We start from the raw sequence: 23,864 nt of genomic DNA on the forward strand, positions 1-23,864 counted from the left end.
GTGAAAAAATATTTTTTTGAATTTTTGTATCCAGAAATCTACAACAGGGAGGAACAGATGAGAATGAGGAAATTAATAAAGCTTCCCAGGCTGGTACGCAAGGCTTTAAAAGCGCGGCTGATATGCATTTCAACGGTCTTTTCAGAAATATTCATTTCTGCAGCGATCTGTTTATAAGAAAGCCCATCGTCGCGAAGCGAAAAGGCGAGTGCACATTTTTCAGGCAACCGGGCGAGCTGGTGATGAAGATTGCCCTGTAATTCGCGCAGCGTAAGCCAGTTTTCAGTGCTGTTGTCATGCGGGGTCAACACCGAAGTGTTTTCTTTATACCTTACCGACTGTTTATATCGCTTTGCCTGCGCGTTGATAATACGATATTTAACAGCTACCACCAGGTAGCCGCCGACAGACTGTTGTATATCAAGTTCGGCCCTGCGATTCCACAGATCGAGAAACAGGTCCTGAACGATGTGTTCTGCCTCGTACAGATCATCTAATTTTTTTCCGGCGAGAAAGAGCAGCTTATCCCAGTAACGTTCATAAAGTTCTGCAAACGCTTTATGATCGTTTCTTTGAAGGAGTTCAATCAGTGCCTCATCAGAATATGTGCAGTAGTGGTCCATTATAGCAAGCCTCAAAAGTAGTAACTGTTTCACCCCGAAGGCGAAATCATTGTAAACTTAAAGAAAAGATAAGATTAAAATCTTAATTATGCACGTGGATGAAACGCAATCGATTGCAATTGGCCTGCCCAGCATTGTCCTGGGGTTTCACTGATGAGTAAACAGTCCTGTAAGGTGAACAAATCATTCACCTTACAGGAATTTTCATACTACTGTTTAATTACTTTCAACACTCTTTCATTGCCATTCTTCAACACTTTGATAAATATACTCCGGTGTTGCTCCCACCTTGATCTTGTTATCGCCAGTGCCCTTTTTCTATTTGCTTTTCCAAATTAACACCGGTCCAGTTATCAGCCGTTTTGGCGCTGTCCGATGAATAGTCCGCCCTGATCATTCATGCCGAAAGCAACTATTTTATTGGCTCAAAGTAATTTTTCCCAGATCCAACACCTCACCGTCTTTAACTACTACACCTTCTTTTACAAAATCCTTATAAGGCGCTTTGCCTTCTATAACGATCTTGTAAGTACCAGCTTTAAGATCATTGATCTCGAATACACCCTGGAGTGGTGTTACCTTGGTCGAGTCATTGCCGGCAATGGCCCAAACATCCCCTGCATTGTCGGCGGGGTTAATGGTTCCTTTTATACCAGCGCCGAAATTGGGGGTAAAGGAAAAAAATGCAATAACGGGCACCATTAACAGAGGAAGGAGGGTAAATTTCATTTTCATTTGATACAGATTTTGGGTTATTAAAAGTTGGATGGTCATTTTCAACTCTTGTGCCATCGTGGTGCCTGCCCGTTATTTCTAATGATTTCTTAATAAGTGGTTTTAATGGATTTTTAATAAAAAAAAATCTCTTTACTCACATGCAACTAATTATTTAATTGCAGATCTATGTTTATGGCCCGGGATTTGACGTTTGCAACCGCAAAAAAATACCCATATATTAAAATGATGAATAGAAAAATTACTATTACACGCGTAGCTGTTGGCAGTTTGTTCCTGCTAAGTATGAGCAGTTGCGTTTCTTCCAAAAAATTCAAAGCATCTGAGTCGGCATTAACGTCTGCCAGAAATGACAGCACCCGGCTTGCCCGCAAAGTGAGTGATCTGCAGGGTAACATTGCACAGTTAAAGAAACAGGTGGCAGATCAGCAGGATTCCATAAATGCCAAAAACCGGACCCTGCAGGACCTGGAAAGGGAGATAGCTAATTTAAGTAAAGATGCTTCCAGCAAACAGTCAATGCTTAACAAGAACAAGCAGGAATTGCTTAGCCAGCAACAAAAACTGGAGCATTTACAGGCGTTGATGGATCAACAGAAAAATGCCATTGAAGAGATCAGGAAAAAGATGGCTGATGCCCTGACGGGTTTCAAATCAAATGAACTTTCCGTAGCCACTAAAAATGGTAAAGTATATGTGAGCCTCCAGGAAAATTTACTGTTTCCTTCGGGTAGCGCCGTAGTGAACCCAAAGGGAAAAGAGGCGCTGAACAAATTGGCTGAAGTGCTAAACGTGAATCCTGAAATAACAGTTAATATAGAAGGGCATACAGATTCTATCCCTATCCGTGGAAAATATCAGGATAACTGGGATCTTAGCCTTGCAAGGGCTGCATCCATTGTGCGGATACTTACCATTGATTATAACGTTAGCCCCGAAAGAGTGATCGCTTCAGGACATAGCCAGTTTGATCCCGTTGAAACTAATAGCACCCGGGAGGGAAGAGCATCGAATAGAAGAACAGATATAATATTATCGCCTAAATTGGACGAGTTATTTAAGTTGCTGCAATCAACGGCCACGGCGGATTAGTTAAAAGTTATTTTGCTTACTTATAAATGTTATAAAGCCATCTTTACTGTTAAAGATGGCTTTTAGCTTTTTAATTCCTATTTCGTTGAGGCTTGCCGCGATTCCAGCGCTTCTGTTGCTTTTCTCAAGTCATATCCGGCAGCGGCTAAGAAGTTATTCGCCCTTCCTCTGTATTTGATAAACCATTGGGTTCTGTTTTCAGCAGTTTCTGCACACATAGCCTGTTCTCTCGCCTCTTTGAGATAGGTTATAACCTGCGTTTTCTGCAATTCAGTAAGATCTGGAAACAAGTTGAGGAAATGGCCGTATTCACGATGTAAACCTCCTTCTGTCATTAGATCTTTTACTAATTCATTCTGCTCTATGGTAAGTATACCGGAAAGTTTTCCAAGAAATGCGGCATGTAATTTATTCAGTTTGCCATTTGCTGCCTTCCAGGCAGCTTCACTTCTCGCTTCAGCCAGTTCCTTGTTGCCTGTAGCATTGGCTTCAGCATGCTGCATATCCTTTCTGCGTTCGTGAAATATCATTTGCAGCTTTTCAAAATGCTGGATCAAAACAGCAAGGATCGCTGATCTTTTGGTCTCATCTTTAATTGCCAGGCTGTCCACTATCTGGCTGGCTCTTTTTTTAATATCAATGATTTGAGCATTGGTTGAATTACTTTTAGCATCTTTCTCTTCCTGTACACGTTTCAGCCAGTTCGCTTCTTCCTTTTTCAGGTCGTAACCGGCAGCATACAGGTAATTCGTTATTTTTCCCTTATACTTTCCAAACCATCCGAGCTTTTCCTTTGAAGACCCTCCATCCATTGCATGTTCTCGTGCTTCAGCAAGCCATGCATAGATCCGGGTTTTCTGTTCTTCTGTTAAATCAGGCAACATGGCAAGATAATTCCTGTAAGTTATCGGCATGGCACTATACGTCATTCCATCTTTTACCATTTCCACCTGACCGGGGATAAGTTCTTTCGAGAGCCTCAACAAATATGCTTTATGTAATTTATCCAGTTTTTGGGCAGCGTCTGCTTCTATCTTCATTACCGTTTCATCTATCTTTTTTTTATCAGACGCAGGTTTATTCTTCACTGCGGTTATCTGCCTGTCCCGTGCATCATGGATCTGTCTCAGATCCACATATTGCTGCGCTATAACCTCCCTCACTTTTTTAAATTGTGAAGAATCGGAAATGCCCAGTGTTGCAACTATCTTATGCGCCCGCTCAGTCACAACGCGCTGATAATTCAATAGATCATCCTGCTGACCAGCTGGTTGCTGACCAATAGCCGTTTGAAGAAAGCAAACGACAAAAATGACGAGGCAAACTAGTGGTTTTCTGAAAGGACCTGACAAATGAGGGATATTCTTATTCATGGCAATCATTATTCAATTAGCAATCGAAAAATTATATAGTAGCTGTATAAACAGGTTGTTGTAAAAATATTCACAGAGCTATGTTACGGCAATGTCAAATTTTACTTAGATGATGGAAAGTTTTACTGTTCCTTAAACGTATATGCGATCAACTCCATATAGAAGGTACAGATTTGCGATTGTTGAGAATAATCCACATATCTGTATTCTATATAAGAGCGCCGGCATGAAAGAATATTAATTATTTATATGGAACAATTAATGCATTAAAATTTGTTGTTTCGCTGATCATACGGTTGAAGCAGGGGAGTAAACATGCGAATATAATTGAGTGCCTGGATTAACAATCCCTCTATTATTTGTTCAAATTATCTAGCATACAGGAGTTGTATTCTTACCCTTTGCATGGGTAATGAATTAGTGTATATACTGTATTGCCTACATACAACCAGGCGATTATAGTAATAGCGGAATTCGATTTTCCTATTGCTATAATTGCCAAAAACCTGTTTTATGAATGTTCATAGAGTGACTGCAATGATCTTACTGTTTGTCTGTTGTCTTGACCTGCATGCAAATTCAGGCTATCGAAACGACTACTCACCTGGCTTTTCTCCAACTCCCAATTTATTATACATTAATCAATCATTTTATCTCGATGGGGTTAATGGAAATGATGTTAGTGATGGCCGTACAATGCAAACGGCGGTTAAATCCGTTAAGCGCTTACTTTCTTTAAGCATACAAAGTGGAGATACCATTTTCGTTGCAAGAGGAAGTCAGTTCCGGGAATTTCTAAACACAAAGGACTTACATATAAACAATATTACAATCATGGATTATGGAACCGGACCACGACCCGTGTTTGATGCGGCAGATACTGCCAAAAATAATCAATTTACGAAAAAAGCCGGCTACCAACATTTATATGAAATTTCCTGGAAAAATAACTTCCGGGATGGTTTGGATGTAAGTCAGTACAGTGTGTGGGAAGACGGATGGAGATTAAAGAGAACCCTCTCTTTGGAACAATGCGAAAATACACCTGGAAGCTTTTATGCGCCGGTGGTTACCCAATCTGCCGGAACAGATCTTATAACCATACACGCGCGCAATTCGGATGATGTCGTTTCAAGTAACCGCTTATATGAAATTACTAGGCGGCCTATGGGAATACATGTTGGCGATAACAGCCGTGTGTACAATATGCACACGAGGCGCAATGCAAGTAACAATGGTTCCTTCGAGGCCGGATATGGCTGTTATATTTACGGAGTGCTGGCAGAAGATGGGGTTAAACACAATTTTTTTTTGGGTTCAGGCACTGCAGAAAAATGTATGGCATGGAAATCGGATGATCCTTTGATATTTGGTGGTAACACGCTATTTATATCATTTAGCGATAGCCGGTTTGCCGACACCATGGATGTGATCTATAAAAATTGTGTTGCTATTGCAGGCAGGAATACCACTGATTACGTGCAATACGGTGCTATTGGTTTGTATTTTCATACAACTGGTGCACCATACCGCTCACATAAGATAAAAGGTGGCGTTTTTGCCAACACCTCTGTTGCCATTACATCTGAGCAAAGGGACTTATTAATAGATAGCGTATTTTTTATAAACAATTTAGCTGCTTCTTCAAAAGTAAGCGGCAGCGTTACTGTAAAGAATAGTAACATTATCGCAGCGAGTAATGGGGCTGCCATTTCAAGCGATAATGTCGTCGATAGCATTGTATTTATAAACAACAAAGTTTATATGCCGGGAGTTAGTCATATGCTGGCCAAACTGGCATCAGGCGCCCCCAGGTTGACACGCCTTTCTGATAATACAGTAATTTGCGATTGTGAGAAAGAGCTGTTTGCAGTTTATTATAATTCGGCTGGCGGCAATTTAATTATGGAAAGGAACCTGATGGCCAACCTGAATAAGGGAGCGATCATTGGTCTTTCAAGCCTTGATCCATTTTCAAAAACGGTCATACAGTCGAAAAACAATCATTATGCTGCACAACAAGATAATGTGCGTCCTTTGAAAATTGCTTATTTGGGAGCTAACGTAAATTATTTGGACTTACAGCAAATTAAAGCTGCTGGTTATGAATCAGGTTCTGTTGCTGAACCTTCTCCGGTGTTGGAAAGCAGAATGTATGGAACTTACAGTACAACTGATTATTTTCTTTCAAAGAATGATGTGCTGTATAACGAATGTGGAAGCTCATCGACATTTGACGATATCAACCGGTATCCCTCCTGGCTGGGGGATACTTTGGGCATTTTACTAAAAACCAATAGTGACGCCATAATTAAATTCCTTTCCTTTTCAGGCATTAGTTCATATTCGGGAAATAAACTAACCTGGCAAGTTCCACTAACTGATAAATTATCATATTTCGAAGTTGAATATAGTCAAGACGGCGTCTATTTTTCAAAGGTAGGAAATCTTCAATATGAGCGGGATAAACAAGTCTACGAATACCAGCACAACCCACCGCTATTGTCTAATTATTATTACCGTATAAAGGCAACAACGGCCAATGGTTCTAAAAGCTACAGTGAGCAATTATTGCTAACACTTAACCTGACAGAAGGCGTACAACTGAGACCTAACCCCGTCAGGCAGTTATTACATGTAACAGTGGATGTGCCAAGAGAAGATAAACTGAACATCAGGATCCTGAGTGTCGATGGAAAAGTAGTTAAGGTGTTTCAAAAGCAATTGGCCATGGGTAACCAATCCATCGACCTCGATCTGTCAGCATTAATGTCTGGTTTCTATTACGTAGAAGTTAATACAACAAAGAGATACTTTTTCAAAGTGTTAAAGCTATAGGTAGTGGTAGTGATAAAATAAGAAAGGTTAAGTAATGTTAAATGATGTGTTCTAGCTAGTATTTGATCGGACTGTTTGAGCTCGCTCGTGCCACAGTATTCGGTTCCGCGGTCAGTAGCTGTGGGCTTTGAAAATTCATACGCTTATTATTCAATCCTTACTCAGACTTCCCTTCATATAAGTATTTTGCAGCAGCGTTGCCCATAGCAATATAGTCATGCCCTACGTTAGGGACAATTACCATTTTCCATTTAAGTTCAGCATCCAGGTCTTTGGCATATTGCTTTGCTTTTTCATAAAAGTATTTGCCGCGCTGTAATCTATGGATGCCCTGTATATCCACCTCCGCAGATCGAACTAAGTCTCCTCTTGTTTCATTTTCATCGTCTCGCTCACCCAGAAAGACGACTAACCTGGAATTAAATGCCTTCCTCATCAATTCTTCAGTTGCTATGCTGTTTTTCAAACCGTAAGGGAATACTGATTCTTTGTCGGGCACCGTATACCAGCCGGCATTCGAAGCCAAGATCCTGTTTGCTTTGCTTTCAGGCTTATATATTGCGAGACGATGTAAAATTTGTCCACCAGCTGAATGTCCAAACATATCATAGGAATTAACTTTTAGCTTTAAATAATTCCTGACGGTATCAAAGATCTGATCAAAGTCATTGAGTATCCACTCCTCTTTGTTTAAATTGCTATTATAAGATTCGATGGCTTTCCTTTCCTTATTAATTTTTACATCCTGTATCATACCCGCCAGGTTGTAACTCCAGAATCCAGGATATTTATCTTCCGGATATTCCGGAGCCAGGACCAATACATTATACTTATCAGCATGTGCAATCCATGCATCCCTGTAGGTATTACCATTACGCCCTGCTCCGGGAATAACGAAGATTACAGAGGAATTCTTTTTTAATTTTTGGGGGTAATAATAATGAACCACTACTTTCTTGCCATTACGGGAATTTTCAAAAAGAAACTTTCCAGCACCTGCTTTTATTCCGGATTCATTTAACGAAATTTCTTTCTTCGTGCCAGGCGGTACACTAACAGATTGCCCGAATAGATTATTACATGTTAATAAAATGAGCATCGGAAGCAATCTTGTAATCATTTCTGTGAATCGATTAATTTATTTGTATTACCCTAAAAATAATCAATTTTAAAATGACAAAAGGGAAACTAAATCTCAGAATCGCATAAGCACCACATTTAATGTATATGCTTTTATTTTCCAATACAAAATTTACTAAATATTGTTAATCAAATACTTATCTTCTCAGAGGTACAATGGAGGTACATAAATTTTGAAACATCGGCTTCTTGTCTCAACGGATCGATTGCCAAATTCAGCAATGAATCTATATTCCAGTATCATATTGATTAATGGATAAAATTGATAAAATTCATTTGTACGGTGTTCTTTAACGGCAGTAAGCATTTTATCAGCCATTCGGATGCTATGAAATACGCTTTTCCCAAGTCCTTTCAAGAAAGCTTTTGCCTCCATTATTTTCTAATTCTATAATGTACGTGTCAATCTCAGGCCCACCCATATTTATTGCGTATTCGACACCCATTATAACCATTATAAAGAAAAGTTCCCTTGTTTGACTATAATGAAAGTCAAACTCATGTAAAACCTCATATGGCTCGTTGTACACGGTAGGCGCCGTAAAGAGCTGAGATGGCGGATATAGCTTTCTTTCATGATAATGCCAAAATTGAATCTTTCCGGGTCCAAACCTGGCAAAGTGTCTCAAAGGATCTAATTCCTTTTTATCGATGATGTCAGCTTCCCACCCATTAAATTGATGGAACTTTAACGCTAGAGCTTCCAAAGCCACTTTGCATATAAATCGTGAAAAATAAATATTTCGCGGATCAGGTTCAGGATATGCCGGAATGAAAATCTTATTGACGGCGCCGCTGGCAACAAGGTTAATATACGTTTCGTTATTTCGTAAACTGATGTCAATCCCTTCTTCGCTGTAAAAAACATCCACTTTACCCCCTGCTGGATGTAAAAGAATGCCTGTGGTGGGAATGAAATGATTTTTCTTTGATTTAATGCCATTAATCGCTCTCGCATATTTGAAGTAATCCTGCTCTAGGACTTCCTTTTCAATTTTTATGGCGAAATACTGATTGCAGTCGTCGCATACGATGCCACGGGGTAAAACATGCGCCTTGTTACCAAGACTTTCAGGTATTATATGTTCTACAGATTTTGAATTGTCTGATGTTTTCTTGCAAAAAATACAAATCATATGGTTGGCTAATTGGTAAATCCAGATGCTATATCATTTCTAAGATACGCTTTAAATATTTGGGACTTCGTAAAATATCTAAATGTCTGAGGAGGGTGAAACATTGGAAAGGCTTCTTTTATAGCAGATAAGGAAATCGTTCGGTCTAATCTTGAAATGGAGGTCAATACGATCCCAATAGCGGTATCTACATTCTCGAAGTATTGCTCATATCTTTTTTTGTCAATGCCTAATAGGCAATTGTGCGTCTTCCACATCCTAGATGGTTTCATTCTTAGAATTTCCTTGACCTGACAAATACCGACCACAGCTTTAACTGGATCGGTACAATAAATAACCATCATATCACCCGGGGAAACATTTGGCGCCGACTTTCTTAATTCAATTGACTTCTGTCCATTGAAAATCTTTTCGGCAAATTCGGGCTTAATTGATACAATTAGTATTTTCATAATGTTATCCTTTCCCTAGACGATAGATTTCATTAAATATTTGTGCCGACACTTCTACCGGTGATGCAAACGTATTAGTTGGACGGCCATGTACTTTCATGATGTTGTTTATTGTTTGCAAAGATATGACCTTTTTAAACACCTCAGTGTCAGTGAATTTTAACGCTTTTATCTCTTTCAACGGTTCTTGGTTAGCCAGTTGGTAAATATGTCTCCACTCGTAAATGCCGTAATTCTTGAATTTTTGAAACAATATCTTTGCCGGCCCTACATGAACTTCCTCCAGGTATGAAGTTGCTACAATGCTTCTGTCCCGGCCAACGCCATCCTTATCGTTCATGCTCACGTACCATAAAATGCGCCCAGGGGCAATTTCTGAAACTGGCTTTACGCTGCGATAATAGACATTTTCCTTGCTCCAGCTGAGTTCAGGTTTTGCACCAAACAGGTTGTTGCCGGCAATGAAATGATCAAATAACTGTCCGGCCCAGTAGGGCTTAATAGGAACTACGTAGGTAGGAACCTCTATGTCTGTAAATCGAACCGGCCAAAGCCTTTTTTCTATCTGTAGCTTAAATACATTTTTTTCGGTACCTGACAGCTCATTAATTTTAGCTAAAATTGGATCGCAATTCCAAAATTGTCTTACCACATTATTGGTAGTTAGCGTTTGGATACTCTCGCATTGTCCTATCACAATGACTTTATACAAGCCTTGCTCACTATACTCAAAGCCAAAAGAACGAAGGATTGAAAGTTTTTCATTGGAAAGGTATGTTTCTTCTACTTTAATAATAGCACATTCTCTTTCAATTGAAAGCAAAATAATATCCTTCACCAATTGTTGAAAAAGAATATCAGAAATTTTTCCTTTTTTTACCCTTATTGCCTTTACAAATAGTTCGTTATTGCATTTATTTACAGCAAAGTACGCAATACAGTCGCCTGATGCATCCTTTATGAGACGAAAAACCGAATTTCGAATGTCGCCAATCGTTGCTGTGAGTTTTTGCAGCAAGGAATGTTTCTTCTCTCCATTTTCGTTATCGAGCCAGCAGGGTTCCACCAGCTTTTCCAATTCATCATGTTTGATATTGGAATGTTCATAGCGGGCCCCCGCAACCCGATATGAATGATAATCGCGGCCTTTTATGCTATGATCGATAAATAGAATAAAATCAGCAGGTCTAAGGACCTTCATCGAAAATCTTTCATAGATTTTGTCACTGGCATTTAATAACTCTGTATCCAGTGTAATAAAGTATTCAATTCCCGAAGCAATGCATTCGGCCAGCTGTTTCCTGTCCGATCTATCATTTACCGATGTTCCAACGAACATTTCATCCAGGACTTGAAGAATCTTATCTCTATCATCGGGAATAAAGCGAGCCTCACATAAGGTATGGATAAACTGCCGGGTCGCCTCAGCTCTCTTAAAATTGAGATCCCTGTTCACTTCATTAAAAACTTCAGGAGCATAAAAATATTCTGTCTCTTCCGTCAACCAGTCGGCCGCAAGTGCAAGCGCTTCTGTGTTCACCTCACAATTCTCATCACTTAATTTCATTATTATGTTGGAATCAAGTAAAGCATTTACCTTTAATGAAGCATCAATATTATTGGAAAAAAGGTCAATATTCCCGAAATCATACCACCATCTAATTAGGTAATTTTCATTTTTACTTCTGCTTCGTGTCGTCTTCACCGCTTTGAAGCCATAGGTTTCCCAGAACGCTGAAGCCTCAAGGTAATCTTTCCGGCAGCTTAAACTAATGCCTTTATATAGATGAAAATACTTTTCCTTTACTGCATCCAGTAAAAATTTGGCTACCCCCTTTTTTCTATGATTTGGATGAATACAAAGATGTGTTATGTAAATTGTTTGTTTAGATTGAGTGATTCTAAACAAAACATATCCTAGGAGATACCCGTCCTGAATTGCAGCAAAAATTGTCTGCTTTTTTGCATGATCATTGAATGCCCCTTCCGGAAACAAACCAAGCGTTTTCGCATTTTGCTTTCCAAGTATAATTACATCAGCCAGTAGTGAGCTGTTAGCAGCGACAGTCTGTATTTTCACTGGGGTTAAGGTTCAAAATGATTTACAACGGTTTAGATGAATTAATTATACGTAATATACAAATATTTTCTTTGCAAACCGATAATCAACGAATCATACCCCTCTTTTTACGAGCAAAAAGAATAGCTATTGCTTGAAAAGCTTGTCAAAAAGACCCCGGCTATTATTGTACATCCTATACTGACGGTAACAGTTGCAAAGATCCAGATTGGGACGTAAGACAATAAACCAAAGAAATGGAAAGATATTCTTTTAATATGACCAGTATCCCTGATGATTATTATAGCAAGCGTAACATTAACACATTAGCGAAGTACCGTCACAGTCTCCAATAAACTATCAGGCTTAATATTGGTCAATAAAGCTTTAGCCTGACTATTTTAGAAGGAATCGATTTCATCCTGGTATGATATCAAATACTGCAACGCCCTTTACTACTCAAACTTTTACATTTCGCTTTTATTTGGAAAATATTGTAAATCACACTGTTTGAACTTATTAAAACAATTTGTATTTTAATGAAGTTTAAGCCATTATGATACTAACTGAAAAATTCTTAACCGAACTGCAAAGACGCCTTAAAATTGGTAATCGCAGGGGAGTTCATCTAAATGCTATACCAGGAAACTCGCGTTACAAATTTGACATAAGCCGTCTATCATCCATTGATAAAAATTTACCTGAGAAATTTTTAAAAGCCCTTTTGACAGAACTCCCATTAAAATTCAGGATTAGCTGGAAAGAAAATGTTCCTGACCTGAATTCTCTTTTCGAAGAAGATCAGGTGCAACTTGTAAAAATCACAAAGGCATTAGAAAATCTCATCAATCAGACGGAAGCCATCGAGTCCGAAAAAGGGATCAACACTTTTGGTTTTGGGTTTCCAATTTTGGCAAGGCGCGATCAGGTCGACAATAAACTGACCATAGCCCCGGTGTTAATCTGGTCACTTCGAGTAAAACGAACCAAAGAATTTAATACCTGGGAGGTACTCCGAACAGAAGATGATCCAATTTATATTAATGAGGTGCTAATAAACCATCTCGAAAACGACGCAGGTGTATTGATCCAGCAGCTTTCAAGTGAAATGTTGGATGACGGCTTAATCAATTATGACGAATTAATCGAAATTTGCGCAAATTTACTCCGTTCAGTTAATACGTCTACTCCACTCGACCTTGAAAATTTTCTTAGGACAAAGTTTTCCAAGATCAATGCTATTGGGGATAAAACGCATTATGAAAAGCTTCCATTAAACTCCACCAATTCTTTTATTGATGTTGGCGGACTATTTTCAATTTTCGAAGTACAAAAGCAAAATATCATTAATGATTACAGCAAACTTTTAGAACTGAAAGGATCGGAAATCGACCTGGGAGACATTATTGATCACACTTTTCAGCCAATATCTGCAATAGAAACCGATCCTTCGCAACAACACATTCTACATTCACTGGAAAATACCAGGAATATTCTGATTCAAGGGCCTCCAGGAACAGGTAAAAGTCAGACCCTTACCGCGGTATTAGTAAATGCATTAGAAAATAAAAGAAAAACTCTTGTTGTTTGCGAAAAGAGAACTGCACTCGAAGTTTTACACGAAGCATTGCTTGATAGGGGACTCGGGTACCATTGTGTTCTAATCCGCGACCTTATCAAAGACCGGAAAACAGTTGTCGATTCAGTGCGGGATCGAGTAGATAACTCAGATTATAAGCGTTATAGATACAACTTTTCAAAAGAAGCTCTTGACAATATACTTGTGAAGGCTAAAGGGTTGATCACAGCTATTAATAAAAAACATCAAAAAGTCGGAAAAGAAATTCTTGGAGATAAAAACTGGACAGTTGTTGTAGGGAACCTTTTGAAAGCAACAAAAAGTCACAAGAGTTCACCCATAACTATAGACAAAAGTCAATTTGAATACACTCCCCAAGAGCTAGACAGCTTACTTGATCTTTTTCAAAAATGCGAACCTCTATACAAAGAATATTCAGAGATAGCATGTTTGTCATTCCTGAATCCAAGTAAATTAACTGGCGAGAACCCCTACATCGTTGAACAAGCGCTGCACGAAGATTTCAAACTTTACAAAAACCATCTTCAACAGATTAATCTGATACTTGACACCAACAAAAAAGAATATTTATTATTTAGGAGGTCGGAACTGACAATCCAAATTAATATTGCAAACACTCATATATCTTCCCTTTTAAACAAAGAAGCTGAATACAAAAACTTATTTGATTCTTTGTGCACCAATTATATTAATGCCAGACAAAAAGAATTTGATCAACAATATGAAACGGTAGTTACCCTTATTGCAGAAATCGACACAATATTATTCAACAAAACGGAAAATCATGATCTGCTGGATGAAATCAAAACCTCTAAATTCACCTATAAGTTCAGTTCTCTTTTTTCCTCAAGAAAAAGCCAAACGATAAAGAATCAACACCGGCTACGAATAGCCTTTCTATCTCTTCAGAATGTACTAAATGACTCAAAAGATATTCCTCGCGTCAAATTTGATGGCTCTCTAAAAGACAAACAAACATTGTATAACGGATTTAAGCTTATCCTGTATAATAGAGCAAATGATATGCAGAGAACATTTCAATCAGAATACGATCAATTCAACGTTAATACCTTACTGGAGAACTCTGATAATTCAGCGCTATATAAAAAAATAGAAAATCAAATAAAGGATGATAACTCATCCGAAATTATAAAGAATTGTCTCAGTTCAATTCTCTCTTCTATTAAACAGATTATCGCAGATACGAAGCAAGGGTATACCAACCTCAGCAGATGCTTGAATGAGTGCAAGGATATTAAATTGGACTACACATTTGACAGATCTTTCAAAGACAATAAGATTATCCTACAAAATAAATTGAAAGACGATCTGACTTTAATAACAAATGAATTTGATGCTAAAGTTCAGGAAGAGTTTCAACAGTTAGCGCTCCTAAAAACAAACCCGACTGAAATAAAAATTGAAAGCCTCCCCCTCTTACAAGAAAAAGTTTCATTACTGGCCAACAAAATCAAAAATGATAGTTGGACTACAGAAGAAATCCAGTTATCGGACTTGCCTACATTCATTTCCTCGCTGGAATCTATAATAAACAAGAAAAAGGACTACTTCGACAATCATATTGATTTGTTCACAATAGAATTCAAATGGTTTCAGCTATTTAACAGCTTATCCGATAATACCAAAAATATCATTGACCAACTGAAACCGACATTCGATTGGCAAAAAGCATTCCTCTCGGCTTACCTACAATCCTTACTTATTCAATCAGCAGACCTAGACTTACCAACAAATGATAATGAGCTGATTGAACTAGACAAGGCACTTTCAGGCATCGAAACCGAACAACTAAAGTTTATTAAGCAATATTGGTATTCCAAACAAATTGATTCTACCAGAGAGTTTGAGCAAAATAATGTCAACATATCAGTTGAAAACCTTTACAATAAACGAAGCAGTCACCGGTACAAAAGACTTTCGCTAAGACAAATCGTTCAATATAATGCAGATTTGTTTACAGACTTCTTCCCGATAATTCTCACATCGCCGGATGTAGCCAGCAACCTGTTTAAGGGAATGAATAAATACTTCGATATTGTCATGTTTGATGAAGCCAGCCAGCTACGACTCGAAGACAATTTACCAGCCCTTTTGAAAGGAAGGCAAATAGTTATCGCAGGTGATGAACATCAAATGCCTCCATCAAATTATTTTAGCAAAGTATTTGACGGATCCGTTGAAGATGAAGAAGATTTAGATGAAGAAGAAGATACCTTTTTGGATAAGGATGATATTTTGCTTTCCTGCGAATCTTTACTTGATTTCGGAACTGAATTAAATTTTGAAAAAAGGTATTTGGATTTCCACTATCGCTCCAGACATCCCTATCTCATTGATTTTTCCAATTATGCTTTTTATAACCAACGACTAAAGCCTTTACCCAACTCTTTTCATTACATCCCCATCAAGTACATACAGGTAAATGGAACTTTTTCGGATCACACGAACGAAGCTGAAGCAGAAATTGTTTTATCCATCTTAGAAAACAATATTCACCGTTTGCCGAATGGTAATTACCCTTCAGTGGGAATCGCAACGTTTAATATCGCACAACGAAACTTAATAAAAAGTAAGATAATAGAACGGCAAAAGTTTCGCAAATTCGAAGCATTCAACGAAAAGATCCTGGAACTCGAAAAAGAAGGCGGATTGTTTATTAAAAACCTAGAAAATATTCAGGGGGATGAGCGGGATGTAATAATATTATCGACGACCTATGGGATAGGAAAAGACAAAAGGTTCGCCCAAAGGTTCGGACCAATTACCCATTCTAAAGGGTATAAACTGCTGAATGTAATTATCACGAGGGCTAAATACAAGGTCTATGTATGTTCATCTATACCCGAACAGGTATTTATGAACTATAAAGATCATTTGGTAACTGAAGGATCCAATAATAAAAAAGCTGTGTTCTATGCTTATTTAGCCTATTCAAAAGCAATCAGCGACCAGAACCACGATTTACGGATGGCGGTTCTTACAACTCTCGCTGAAAATACTAGTCGGAGCACTAGTTTCGAGTCATATAAAATAGGTGAATTGGAATCACCATTTGAGGAGGAGGTTTATCAAACGTTGACTGACCACTTTCGAAATGAAAAAATTCTAACTCAGGTTCAGTTTGCAGGCTTTAGAATTGATATTGTTTATGATTCAAAAATAGAGGGCGTACCAAAAATTGCAATTGAATGTGATGGGGCCAAATACCATTCCAGTAAGGAGGCCTATTTGTATGACAGACATCGGCAGAAAATTTTAGAGCAGCATGGTTTTGTATTCCATAGAATATGGAGTACCAACTGGTGGCGCAATGTTACTAGGGAAACTCAACGCTTGATAGATTTTATTAAACAAACTGAGTCTATAAAAAGCTTTGACCACAAGAATTTATCGAAAACCGCATTAGCATTTACGGATGAAACTATTTCTGTGGAAAGTTATTTATCACAAAAAAATGATCTAACTGTAGAAGATTATTCCAATATAATTGCTAAAGCCGAACTTGAAATAATAAATCAGCACAACCAGACCCGTTTTGTAATGACAAACAGTAAAGTAGGGCTAAAGTACTTAAACAACGGTAGAACATTAATGGTGCAGCTTACAGCCAATGATGAAATAGTAAAAGGCCCAACGAACGGAATTCAAAAAATTCACTATAAATCTCCACTTGCTGAATCATTATTAGGTCGCACTACCGGTGATATTGTCAAGGTCGGTGATTTAGATAGCTATGTTGAAATACTTTCAATTTCAGCATAATAAATGAAATAAAGAATTCATCTTCAGGAAAGTCTTTAACGTTCAAAGCATTGAACATACCTATAAAATTTCCACCAATTCGAAAACCATGATTGCTTCAATTGAAAAAGGCAGAAAAGAAGACGGCAACCGATCTATAGCAGATAAGATCATTAAGCGCCTTCATGATCTTGACAAAACTGTTGAAAAGAATCATGGCCGCTGGGCATGGGAGTTACTTCAGAACGCAAAAGATAGTATTGCTGATACGGATGACCGGCAAGTTTCAGTTCAAATAATTCTGACAGATAACTACGTTGAATTTAAGCATAATGGTTCTCATTTTACTGAACAGGATGTTAGGGGCCTGATTAACCAAATTTCTTCCAAAGAGTTAGAGGAAGATCAGCCAAAAAGAAAAACGGGCAAGTTTGGCACCGGCTTCCTAACGACACATCTGTTGTCCAAAGTGATAGCAATTGAAGGCATTGTTGAGACGGAAAATGGACAATTATTCAAATTCGGCTTGAACTTAGACCGAGACGGTAAAACAACAACCCAACTGGTTCCAAAGATTGAAAAAGCCTGGGAAGAATTCCACAATTCAGCCATGCCTGTTACCAAATTTGAACCCACTGCCTATAATACTTCATTTAAATATAACCTCGCTACTAAGAAGCAAAAGGACATTGCAACGGCTGGTGTCCAGGAATTTCTGGAGCTTGTGCCTTTTGTTTTAGCATTTAATCCCAAAATTAGCTTGATTGAGATATTTCAAAATGGAGGGAAAACCAAAACTTCTTTTCAGGCATTGGATAACTTCTTTGATGACGCCATAGTATCTATTCAAAAAACGTTGGAGACAAAAAAAGAAACCATTGAAATTTTTACCTTCAAGAATGACAAAGTTCAGATAGCTATAGAATTGCTGGCGCAAGGTGAGAATTATGTATTTAAAGCCATCAGTTCATTTCCTAAACTTTTCTGCGATTTTCCTTTAATTGGTTCCGAAGACTTCCATTTTCCGGTGGTAATAAATAGCTTTCATTTTAATCCATTGACAGAGCGGGACGGCATTTGGCTAAAGGGAGAAGAAGACCCTGAGGTAACGCAAAATAAAGGCTTAATAGAATCAGCTTTTAAACTTTACAAGGATCTTCTGGCAGAAGCCATTACTCGTAAGTATAAACTGCTTTATAACCTTGTAGACACAAGAATCCCCTCTTCTAACGCTGACTATTTCGATAGAAAATGGTTTAAAGAAACCATTCAGATCCCCATGAGGACATTCCTTTGGGAATCCTCAATTGTCGAGCCTGCAAACAACTCCCCAACATTTAAGACGCTGAAAGAAACATGGTTCCCGCACAAGAAATACAATTCAGAAATCAGGAAAAAAATCTGGCAATACTACTTTGATCTATTTCCTTCTGCGGTTTGTAAAAAGAATCATATGGAGTATTGGTGCGACTTGTCTTGGGAGAATTGGAACGAACTAACTTATGAAGAATTGATGTCTGATATCGCCAATCAGCAAACCATAGAAGAGTTAAGCAAAACTTTAACTAAGAGCGAAGAAGACACCTTCGATTGGCTCAATGAAGTATGCAGCTTAATTTTAGAAGACGATACCTTACTAGCTAAATTTGAAAAAAGCGCAATCATTCCCAATAAGAAGCTGGAACTAAAAAGCGCAAAAACAGAAAAAGGAAATGCAAACTTATTTATTGATAGAATAAATGATCCCAAACTTATTAAAATATTAAGCGTACTCGGCGAAGATTGGGACGAAATTCTAATTCATGACTCTGTGCGCTTTGGACGGTATCCGGTCAAAGAAAAGAAAACTATTGCAAATGCCATTACGCAAAAGCTTAGGAACGCTTCATCAAGCGATCCGGATGTGATTGCTGCCATCAATCTCCTGTCAGAATGGTTTGAACATAATATTAAAGACGGGCCTGAGCTATTCCCGGAGCTCTATGCAAAGAGAGCAGAACTATTTATGAACACGATTAAGGATAAGGACAGCCTTTACAAGGTAATGAGAAGTAAAACGGCATTGGCAAAATTATCGGAAGTTGCTCAGGCGATAGATAATGATCCTGACATTTTAAGTAAGCTGAAAAGTGCTACCGAGCTGGAAAATCTGCTTGGTGAATTTAATGTCACCAATGCTGAAGAGCTAAGAAACTTAATTTATAAATTTCAGAATGCAAATGGTGAATCAAAGATCATAATCACCTCTGAAGTTTTGGCAGGCCTTGGTGTATCAACCGTTGACGAATTGGAGGAACTATTAAAAGATACCGACTTCGCAAACAAATTCGTTCACTACTCCAAACCTAACACTGCTTCCTTTCTGATAGCCCAGTCGCTTATCAAAAGAGCGAAAGAAAATATCATTGATCATCTGTCAAACCTACCCAACTATGATTGTTCCGAGTTAGAAGAGCTGGCTACAACGGTTCTAGGTGGGATCAAAAAGGAGGGACTGCCGATTCATGTTGTTATTCGTCCCTCGGATTTTGGGTATGTAATTGTCTATTTTTCTTCGGAAAAGGACACACTTGATTACGCAAACGCGGAGCTATGGATAGATAACGGTAAGGAAGAGCCAAGGCACCTGACTTTGGGAAAAATTCTAAAAACCACCGGCATCAACAAAATACCCATTTGAGATGATAACTGAATCGGAAATATCGAAGATCATAGGTCAACCGGAAGGCCAGCAATTGGAATATAAAGCGGTATTGCCGCCGTCGAGAACTATTGCTCAATTGATTTGTTCATTTGCCAATGCCGATGGGGGATATATTGTTTTAGGAGTATCAGAAAGTCCAGGCAGAACGCTTGAAATACCCGGCCTTAGCCAGGACTTTCACGCCAATTCAATTACCCATAAGGCACTTGATCTTCTTTCACCGCAGCCTCAAACCCATTACCAATATATCCAGCACCAGGGAAAAAGTCTGTATATAATCAAGGTTGAAAAATCAGGCGTTACGGTAAGTGCAGAGGGCCGCATTTTCAAGCGTGTTGGCGTAGAGACAATTTTAATAAACCCAGCTAAAATAGAATTTAAAGGCGGTTATCAAAGAGTCAGGGATACGCACCAATTGCTTGTAAACAGCAAGCAGCACGCGACAAACTCAAAATCCAGAATGATCGAACATTATCAGAGTATCCTGAAAATTATAGATGACCTGAATAAGCAATTATATCCACACGGTCCATCAAATTTTACAACCGACCCTGAGGGAAAGGTTTTGACAAGAATCTTATACTCCTCCTTTGTTGATAATTTTGAAACCTATCTGTCCGATATTCTGTATGAAATATTCCTGGCCTGTAAATTCTCGTGATGTTGGTTCTTCGTCAAATTTGGGGGTCAGTTATTCCAAGAATCATTCTCTTTCTTAACAGATTAAAGCTTGCACGGCCATACATCTGTCTCTTAACTGTTTTTAATTTATTGATTTGACCTTCTACTTGCCCATTGCTCCATTGAGTCGAGAATGCATTTTTTACAGCAGTAAAATCAGTCAGAAGCCCTTTTGCAAATGCCTTTAATTCATTTATTGAGCATTCCATCGATTTGTCAATCCATCCCCTTAGTTTATCACCCTGCTTCTTTTCCATTATTGCTTTAAACTCCTGTACCAAATCAATAGCTATATTTATGTCAGATGATTTTTCCTTGAGAATATGAAGAAGGGCCTGTTCGCTGCTTGACAGATCACTTTCACATTTATATACTAACAGGCTTACTTTTGCGGCGCTCCATGATTGTCGTGGAATATAGGATCTATTTGTTTTATTTCTGGTTCTTGTATGGTTTCTAAGAAACTGGTATACTACAGAACGACTGCCACCGTAACCGAGTTGTTTTATCTCCTTCCACAGTTGGATTACCTCGATGCCTGGACATTCTTTTATTCTTTCTTTAAAATAATTAGCAAATTTTAGTATTTCGGATCTTGGGCCATTTTTACTAGGTGGCTCATCCAGGTGAATATATTTTCTTACGGTATTGCGGCTCATTTTTACAATCCCTGCGATGGCTCGTATTGGTGTACCTAATGCATAAAGTTGTTTAATTTCACATAGCTTTGAAGTTCGTTCTGTAGCAATGCTATGCTCGGTTAAAAGCGGGTTCTCATTATCAGGATTTATTTGCTCATGTTTAGATTTTTCTGCACAAGCTATTTCTTCCCTGCGAAGCTGTTGTCTTTTCCTTTCGAGAAACTTCTTAACTGCGTCTCCCATATTCTTAAGCAAATGCCACCGATCTGCCACTTGCATTGCTGTAGGAGCACCATTTTTTATTCCATTGGCATATTTTACATATCGATCTCTTGTTACAAGCTTAATATGACTTTGTGCTCGCAGCCACTTCTCTACAGAGCTAGCTTCCCTGTCAGGAAGCAAATCAATAATCTTTCGATCCTTTAGATCAATAATTGCTGTGCCATAGGTGTGGCCTTTCTTATAAGCCCAGTCATCAATACCAATGTGGGAAGGTGCCGTTGGTACGTTAATATCTTTTTTATAAATATGCCGGATCAAGCTACTACTGCTTGTTTCAATATTTAATGTGTCACATAGCTTTTTTCCAGGATTGCCACCCATTAGCAAAGCAATTTTAAGTAGCTTATCGTCTAATCGTATTGTATTACGTTTATATGGAAGAAAGTGGACCGGAAATCGCTGAGAAAACACTTTTCTGGAACATTTGCTATTCTTACAATAGAATTTGCCAACTCTTAAGGTAAGAACAATGCTATAACCTAAAATTGGCAAATCTTTCACTCTCCTAACATAATAACTATGTAAACGAGTACTATGTACATTGCAATCGGGGCATGTGTTCTTAAATTGTGTGCAATGAACATTTAAGATAATTTTGCGCGATTCCTTTATACTTGAATTTATTTCAAAATTCCCTGTTACATTCTCAAATAATAATTCATGGAGCAACATTCCAATTGTTTGGGCTAGGTTACGCCCTTATTTTCGAATCAAAAAGCTGTTGTGTGAAACTAACGTAACCCCCAAATTTGACGAAGAACCAACATGCGCAGGAATCTACACCTGGCCAATCCATCTACCTTAAAAAGTCAAAGTACCGTTACTCTTGAGGAAGTTCTAAACTGTTCCGATCTCCAAGAGTTTGTAAAATATTATGCTAAGCAACGTCTTAACAAACTGCAAAAAGGCAGTGTCAAAGGCTTTATCAAAGAAAATAACCAGCTCCGCGATCTTGGAATCATAGATGAAACCATGCAAAATGAAATTGAAAAATCGCTTCAGATCAGACACTTGTATTCGCATCGCAACGGCATCGTTGATGAAAAATTTCTTCAATATTTTCCGGGCAGCTTCGCCCTGAATGCCGAACACCAAATGTCCATAGACGAGGTTCTCGACAAAATGGATTTTCTATGTGATGTTGTGAATCAAATCGATGCTGCTGCTGTTAAAAAATATAAGCTGGCAATAAGCAAGTAATTCGCTCCTTTCCAAACTGCTGAAGGATACGGGCAGAAATCGCTTGCCGGTACTTTGGCTCCGGATTTTTTTCTTTGGGCAAGACGGTGATTGTGTTATGGTAGATACTTTCATAGCAACCACTCCTCTATCACCCTTTCGTTCTCTTCCGTTAAGGCAAACTGCGCCTTTTCATTCGGAAAATAAACCCACTGCCCGGTAAAATAACCTTGCAGAAGCACGCCAGTAACATAGCGCCTGAAGTATTCGTCGGTAGCAAAGAATCCATGCCGCCCCATCAGGAAATCAGTAAGATCAATTTCGTTAATATAAGTCTCTACCGATGGGTTAACACAAATAAAAAAAGGCAGTTGATGACGCTCGATGATATTACGATATTTGGCCTCTTTAAATTGCAGTTTGGATTGTGCTCCGCAGAGAAAGGCTGTATCAATGCTCTTTGCTTCACCGTATTCAAGGATCGGCACTCCAGGGTTTTCAATTTGAAATCTTCTCAATTCACGATTGCGTTCGATGTTGGCTTCGCATTCCTCTTCCGGCGTATTTAAGCGTAGTACTTCACAAAGTATATGCTGACCGTTTAACGTGAGGTACCAGTCAGGCCGCTTTCCATCCAACGGGAAATTATACCGTAGCTCACTGCACAATGGATCGAAGAACAATCCAGTACGGATTTCGGCCAGCGTGGAAAAGAAGTTAATCGTATTTTCTTGTTCCTGAAGATTGCGAAGCAACGACAAACCTCTCCTCCTTTCGAATGACTTGATGGCATCTAATAGCTCCGGTTTGGTCTCCAAAAACTCATCAGCGATAGTGTGCGTTTCCATGATTGCAAAGATACTGTTCACCGTTACTCGAAGAAAAACTTACTATTTTGTTTGCCACCACCGGTGTTTACCAATTCCCATATTTCTTAACTAAATACCCCATCACCGCCTTCTTATTAAATAATAACCGCCTGCCTATCTTCAATCTGGGAAATCCAGGATCCTTAATCAAATTAAATATTGTCCTTTCCGACATACTTGTAACAAAAGCAAGCATCTTAATATCGATAAGTTCCTGTTCCAGGTAACATACGAGAGGCCGTTGATCAATATGATTGGTCTTTGCCCTGGCTTCGGCATTTCGGTTCTCAATCTTATTCATTCTTTGCCGAATCTTGTAATTCCGTTGGCCACATTGTAATGAACAAAACTTTGTCGTCGTTTTCTTCGCCAAGAATGCTACTCCACAATGCTGGCAAACCCGTTTTAATTCAAGATTACTGCTCATTACAAAATTAGGATTAATAAGACGTATGCCTACAACTGAATATTAGCGGAATAGACTGCACTGAACTGAATAAAACCGCAATTATTTCATTAAAAAATGCCGGCTTATTGTACCTCCGCTATTTTATCACAAAAGGTACAATAGAGGTACAAAATTGGTCAAAAAAGCCCGTTAGTAAAGTATCCCTACGAGCAAGTACATGTTGCATTTAAACGAAGATCTATCGAAGGTTACTTTTTGTAATGATGTGGTAAAAGCTGCTTTACTC

Annotated in this window: 15 protein-coding genes; 6 read left to right on the forward strand and 9 right to left on the reverse strand. The window is 38.5% G+C overall.

Annotated elements, in window-relative coordinates; genetic code table 11:
• Window positions 1-38: 38 nt before the first annotated feature.
• The gene (locus tag JUB15_RS21005; protein ID WP_207514616.1) at window positions 39-638 is read right to left on the reverse strand and encodes an RNA polymerase sigma factor; all 600 of its coding nucleotides are present in this window, start codon (window positions 636-638) and stop codon (window positions 39-41) included.
• A gap of 402 nt (window positions 639-1,040) precedes the next feature.
• Window positions 1,041-1,358, reverse strand: a complete 318-nt coding sequence (locus JUB15_RS21010; protein WP_207514617.1) for a peptidase associated/transthyretin-like domain-containing protein — start codon at window positions 1,356-1,358, stop codon at window positions 1,041-1,043.
• Between the two features lie 225 nt (window positions 1,359-1,583).
• Here JUB15_RS21010 and JUB15_RS21015 point away from each other — a divergent pair, with 225 nt between their 5' ends.
• Window positions 1,584-2,450 (forward strand): OmpA family protein, encoded by an 867-nt coding sequence (locus JUB15_RS21015; protein WP_242696451.1) that lies wholly within the window; start codon window positions 1,584-1,586, stop codon window positions 2,448-2,450.
• A gap of 77 nt (window positions 2,451-2,527) precedes the next feature.
• Here JUB15_RS21015 and JUB15_RS21020 read toward each other — a convergent pair whose 3' ends face one another.
• Window positions 2,528-3,823: a DUF3826 domain-containing protein gene (locus tag JUB15_RS21020; protein ID WP_207514618.1), complete on the reverse strand. Its 1,296-nt coding sequence runs from the start codon at window positions 3,821-3,823 to the stop codon at window positions 2,528-2,530.
• Between the two features lie 513 nt (window positions 3,824-4,336).
• On the opposite strand from JUB15_RS21020, the gene JUB15_RS21025 reads away from it, so the two are divergent.
• Window positions 4,337-6,661 (forward strand): T9SS type A sorting domain-containing protein, encoded by a 2,325-nt coding sequence (locus JUB15_RS21025; protein WP_207514619.1) that lies wholly within the window; start codon window positions 4,337-4,339, stop codon window positions 6,659-6,661.
• Window positions 6,662-6,818: 157 nt separating this feature from the next.
• Here the strand turns inward: JUB15_RS21025 and JUB15_RS21030 are convergent, their stop codons facing one another.
• From JUB15_RS21030 to JUB15_RS21045, 4 genes are all read right to left on the reverse strand, one after another.
• A complete protein-coding gene (locus JUB15_RS21030; protein ID WP_207514620.1) occupies window positions 6,819-7,781 on the reverse strand; it encodes a hypothetical protein in 963 nt (320 codons plus the stop codon).
• A gap of 346 nt (window positions 7,782-8,127) precedes the next feature.
• Window positions 8,128-8,937 (reverse strand): HNH endonuclease, encoded by an 810-nt coding sequence (locus JUB15_RS21035; RefSeq protein WP_207514621.1) that lies wholly within the window; start codon window positions 8,935-8,937, stop codon window positions 8,128-8,130.
• 8 nt (window positions 8,938-8,945) lie between these two features.
• Complete coding sequence (locus JUB15_RS21040) at window positions 8,946-9,389, reverse strand: ASCH domain-containing protein (protein WP_207514622.1); 444 nt, start codon at window positions 9,387-9,389, stop codon at window positions 8,946-8,948.
• 4 nt (window positions 9,390-9,393) lie between these two features.
• Window positions 9,394-11,469 carry a GNAT family N-acetyltransferase gene (locus JUB15_RS21045; protein WP_207514623.1) on the reverse strand — a complete coding sequence of 692 codons (2,076 nt, stop codon included), beginning with the start codon at window positions 11,467-11,469 and terminating at the stop codon, window positions 9,394-9,396.
• Window positions 11,470-12,004: 535 nt separating this feature from the next.
• On the opposite strand from JUB15_RS21045, the gene JUB15_RS21050 reads away from it, so the two are divergent.
• From JUB15_RS21050 to JUB15_RS21060, 3 genes are all read left to right on the forward strand, one after another.
• Window positions 12,005-16,831 (forward strand): PDDEXK-like endonuclease domain-containing protein, encoded by a 4,827-nt coding sequence (locus tag JUB15_RS21050; protein WP_207514624.1) that lies wholly within the window; start codon window positions 12,005-12,007, stop codon window positions 16,829-16,831.
• Window positions 16,832-16,919: 88 nt separating this feature from the next.
• Window positions 16,920-19,490 (forward strand): sacsin N-terminal ATP-binding-like domain-containing protein, encoded by a 2,571-nt coding sequence (locus JUB15_RS21055; protein ID WP_207514625.1) that lies wholly within the window; start codon window positions 16,920-16,922, stop codon window positions 19,488-19,490.
• A 55-nt stretch (window positions 19,491-19,545) separates the two neighbouring features.
• Window positions 19,546-20,175: an AlbA family DNA-binding domain-containing protein gene (locus tag JUB15_RS21060; protein WP_207514626.1), complete on the forward strand. Its 630-nt coding sequence runs from the start codon at window positions 19,546-19,548 to the stop codon at window positions 20,173-20,175.
• 13 nt (window positions 20,176-20,188) lie between these two features.
• Here the strand turns inward: JUB15_RS21060 and JUB15_RS21065 are convergent, their stop codons facing one another.
• A complete protein-coding gene (locus JUB15_RS21065; RefSeq protein WP_207514627.1) occupies window positions 20,189-21,793 on the reverse strand; it encodes an ISL3 family transposase in 1,605 nt (534 codons plus the stop codon).
• A 93-nt stretch (window positions 21,794-21,886) separates the two neighbouring features.
• Between JUB15_RS21065 and JUB15_RS21070 the strand changes: the two genes are divergently transcribed.
• Entirely contained in the window at window positions 21,887-22,321 is a 435-nt protein-coding gene (locus JUB15_RS21070) for a hypothetical protein (RefSeq protein ID WP_207514628.1), read from the forward strand.
• Window positions 22,322-22,431: 110 nt separating this feature from the next.
• On the opposite strand, the gene JUB15_RS21075 is transcribed toward JUB15_RS21070, so the two are convergent.
• A complete protein-coding gene (locus JUB15_RS21075; RefSeq protein ID WP_207514629.1) occupies window positions 22,432-23,148 on the reverse strand; it encodes a hypothetical protein in 717 nt (238 codons plus the stop codon).
• Window positions 23,149-23,864: the final 716 nt, after the last annotated feature.

Origin of the sequence: Longitalea luteola (assembly GCF_017356035.1) — a bacterium.
Lineage (GTDB): Bacteria > Bacteroidota > Bacteroidia > Chitinophagales > Chitinophagaceae > Niastella > Niastella luteola.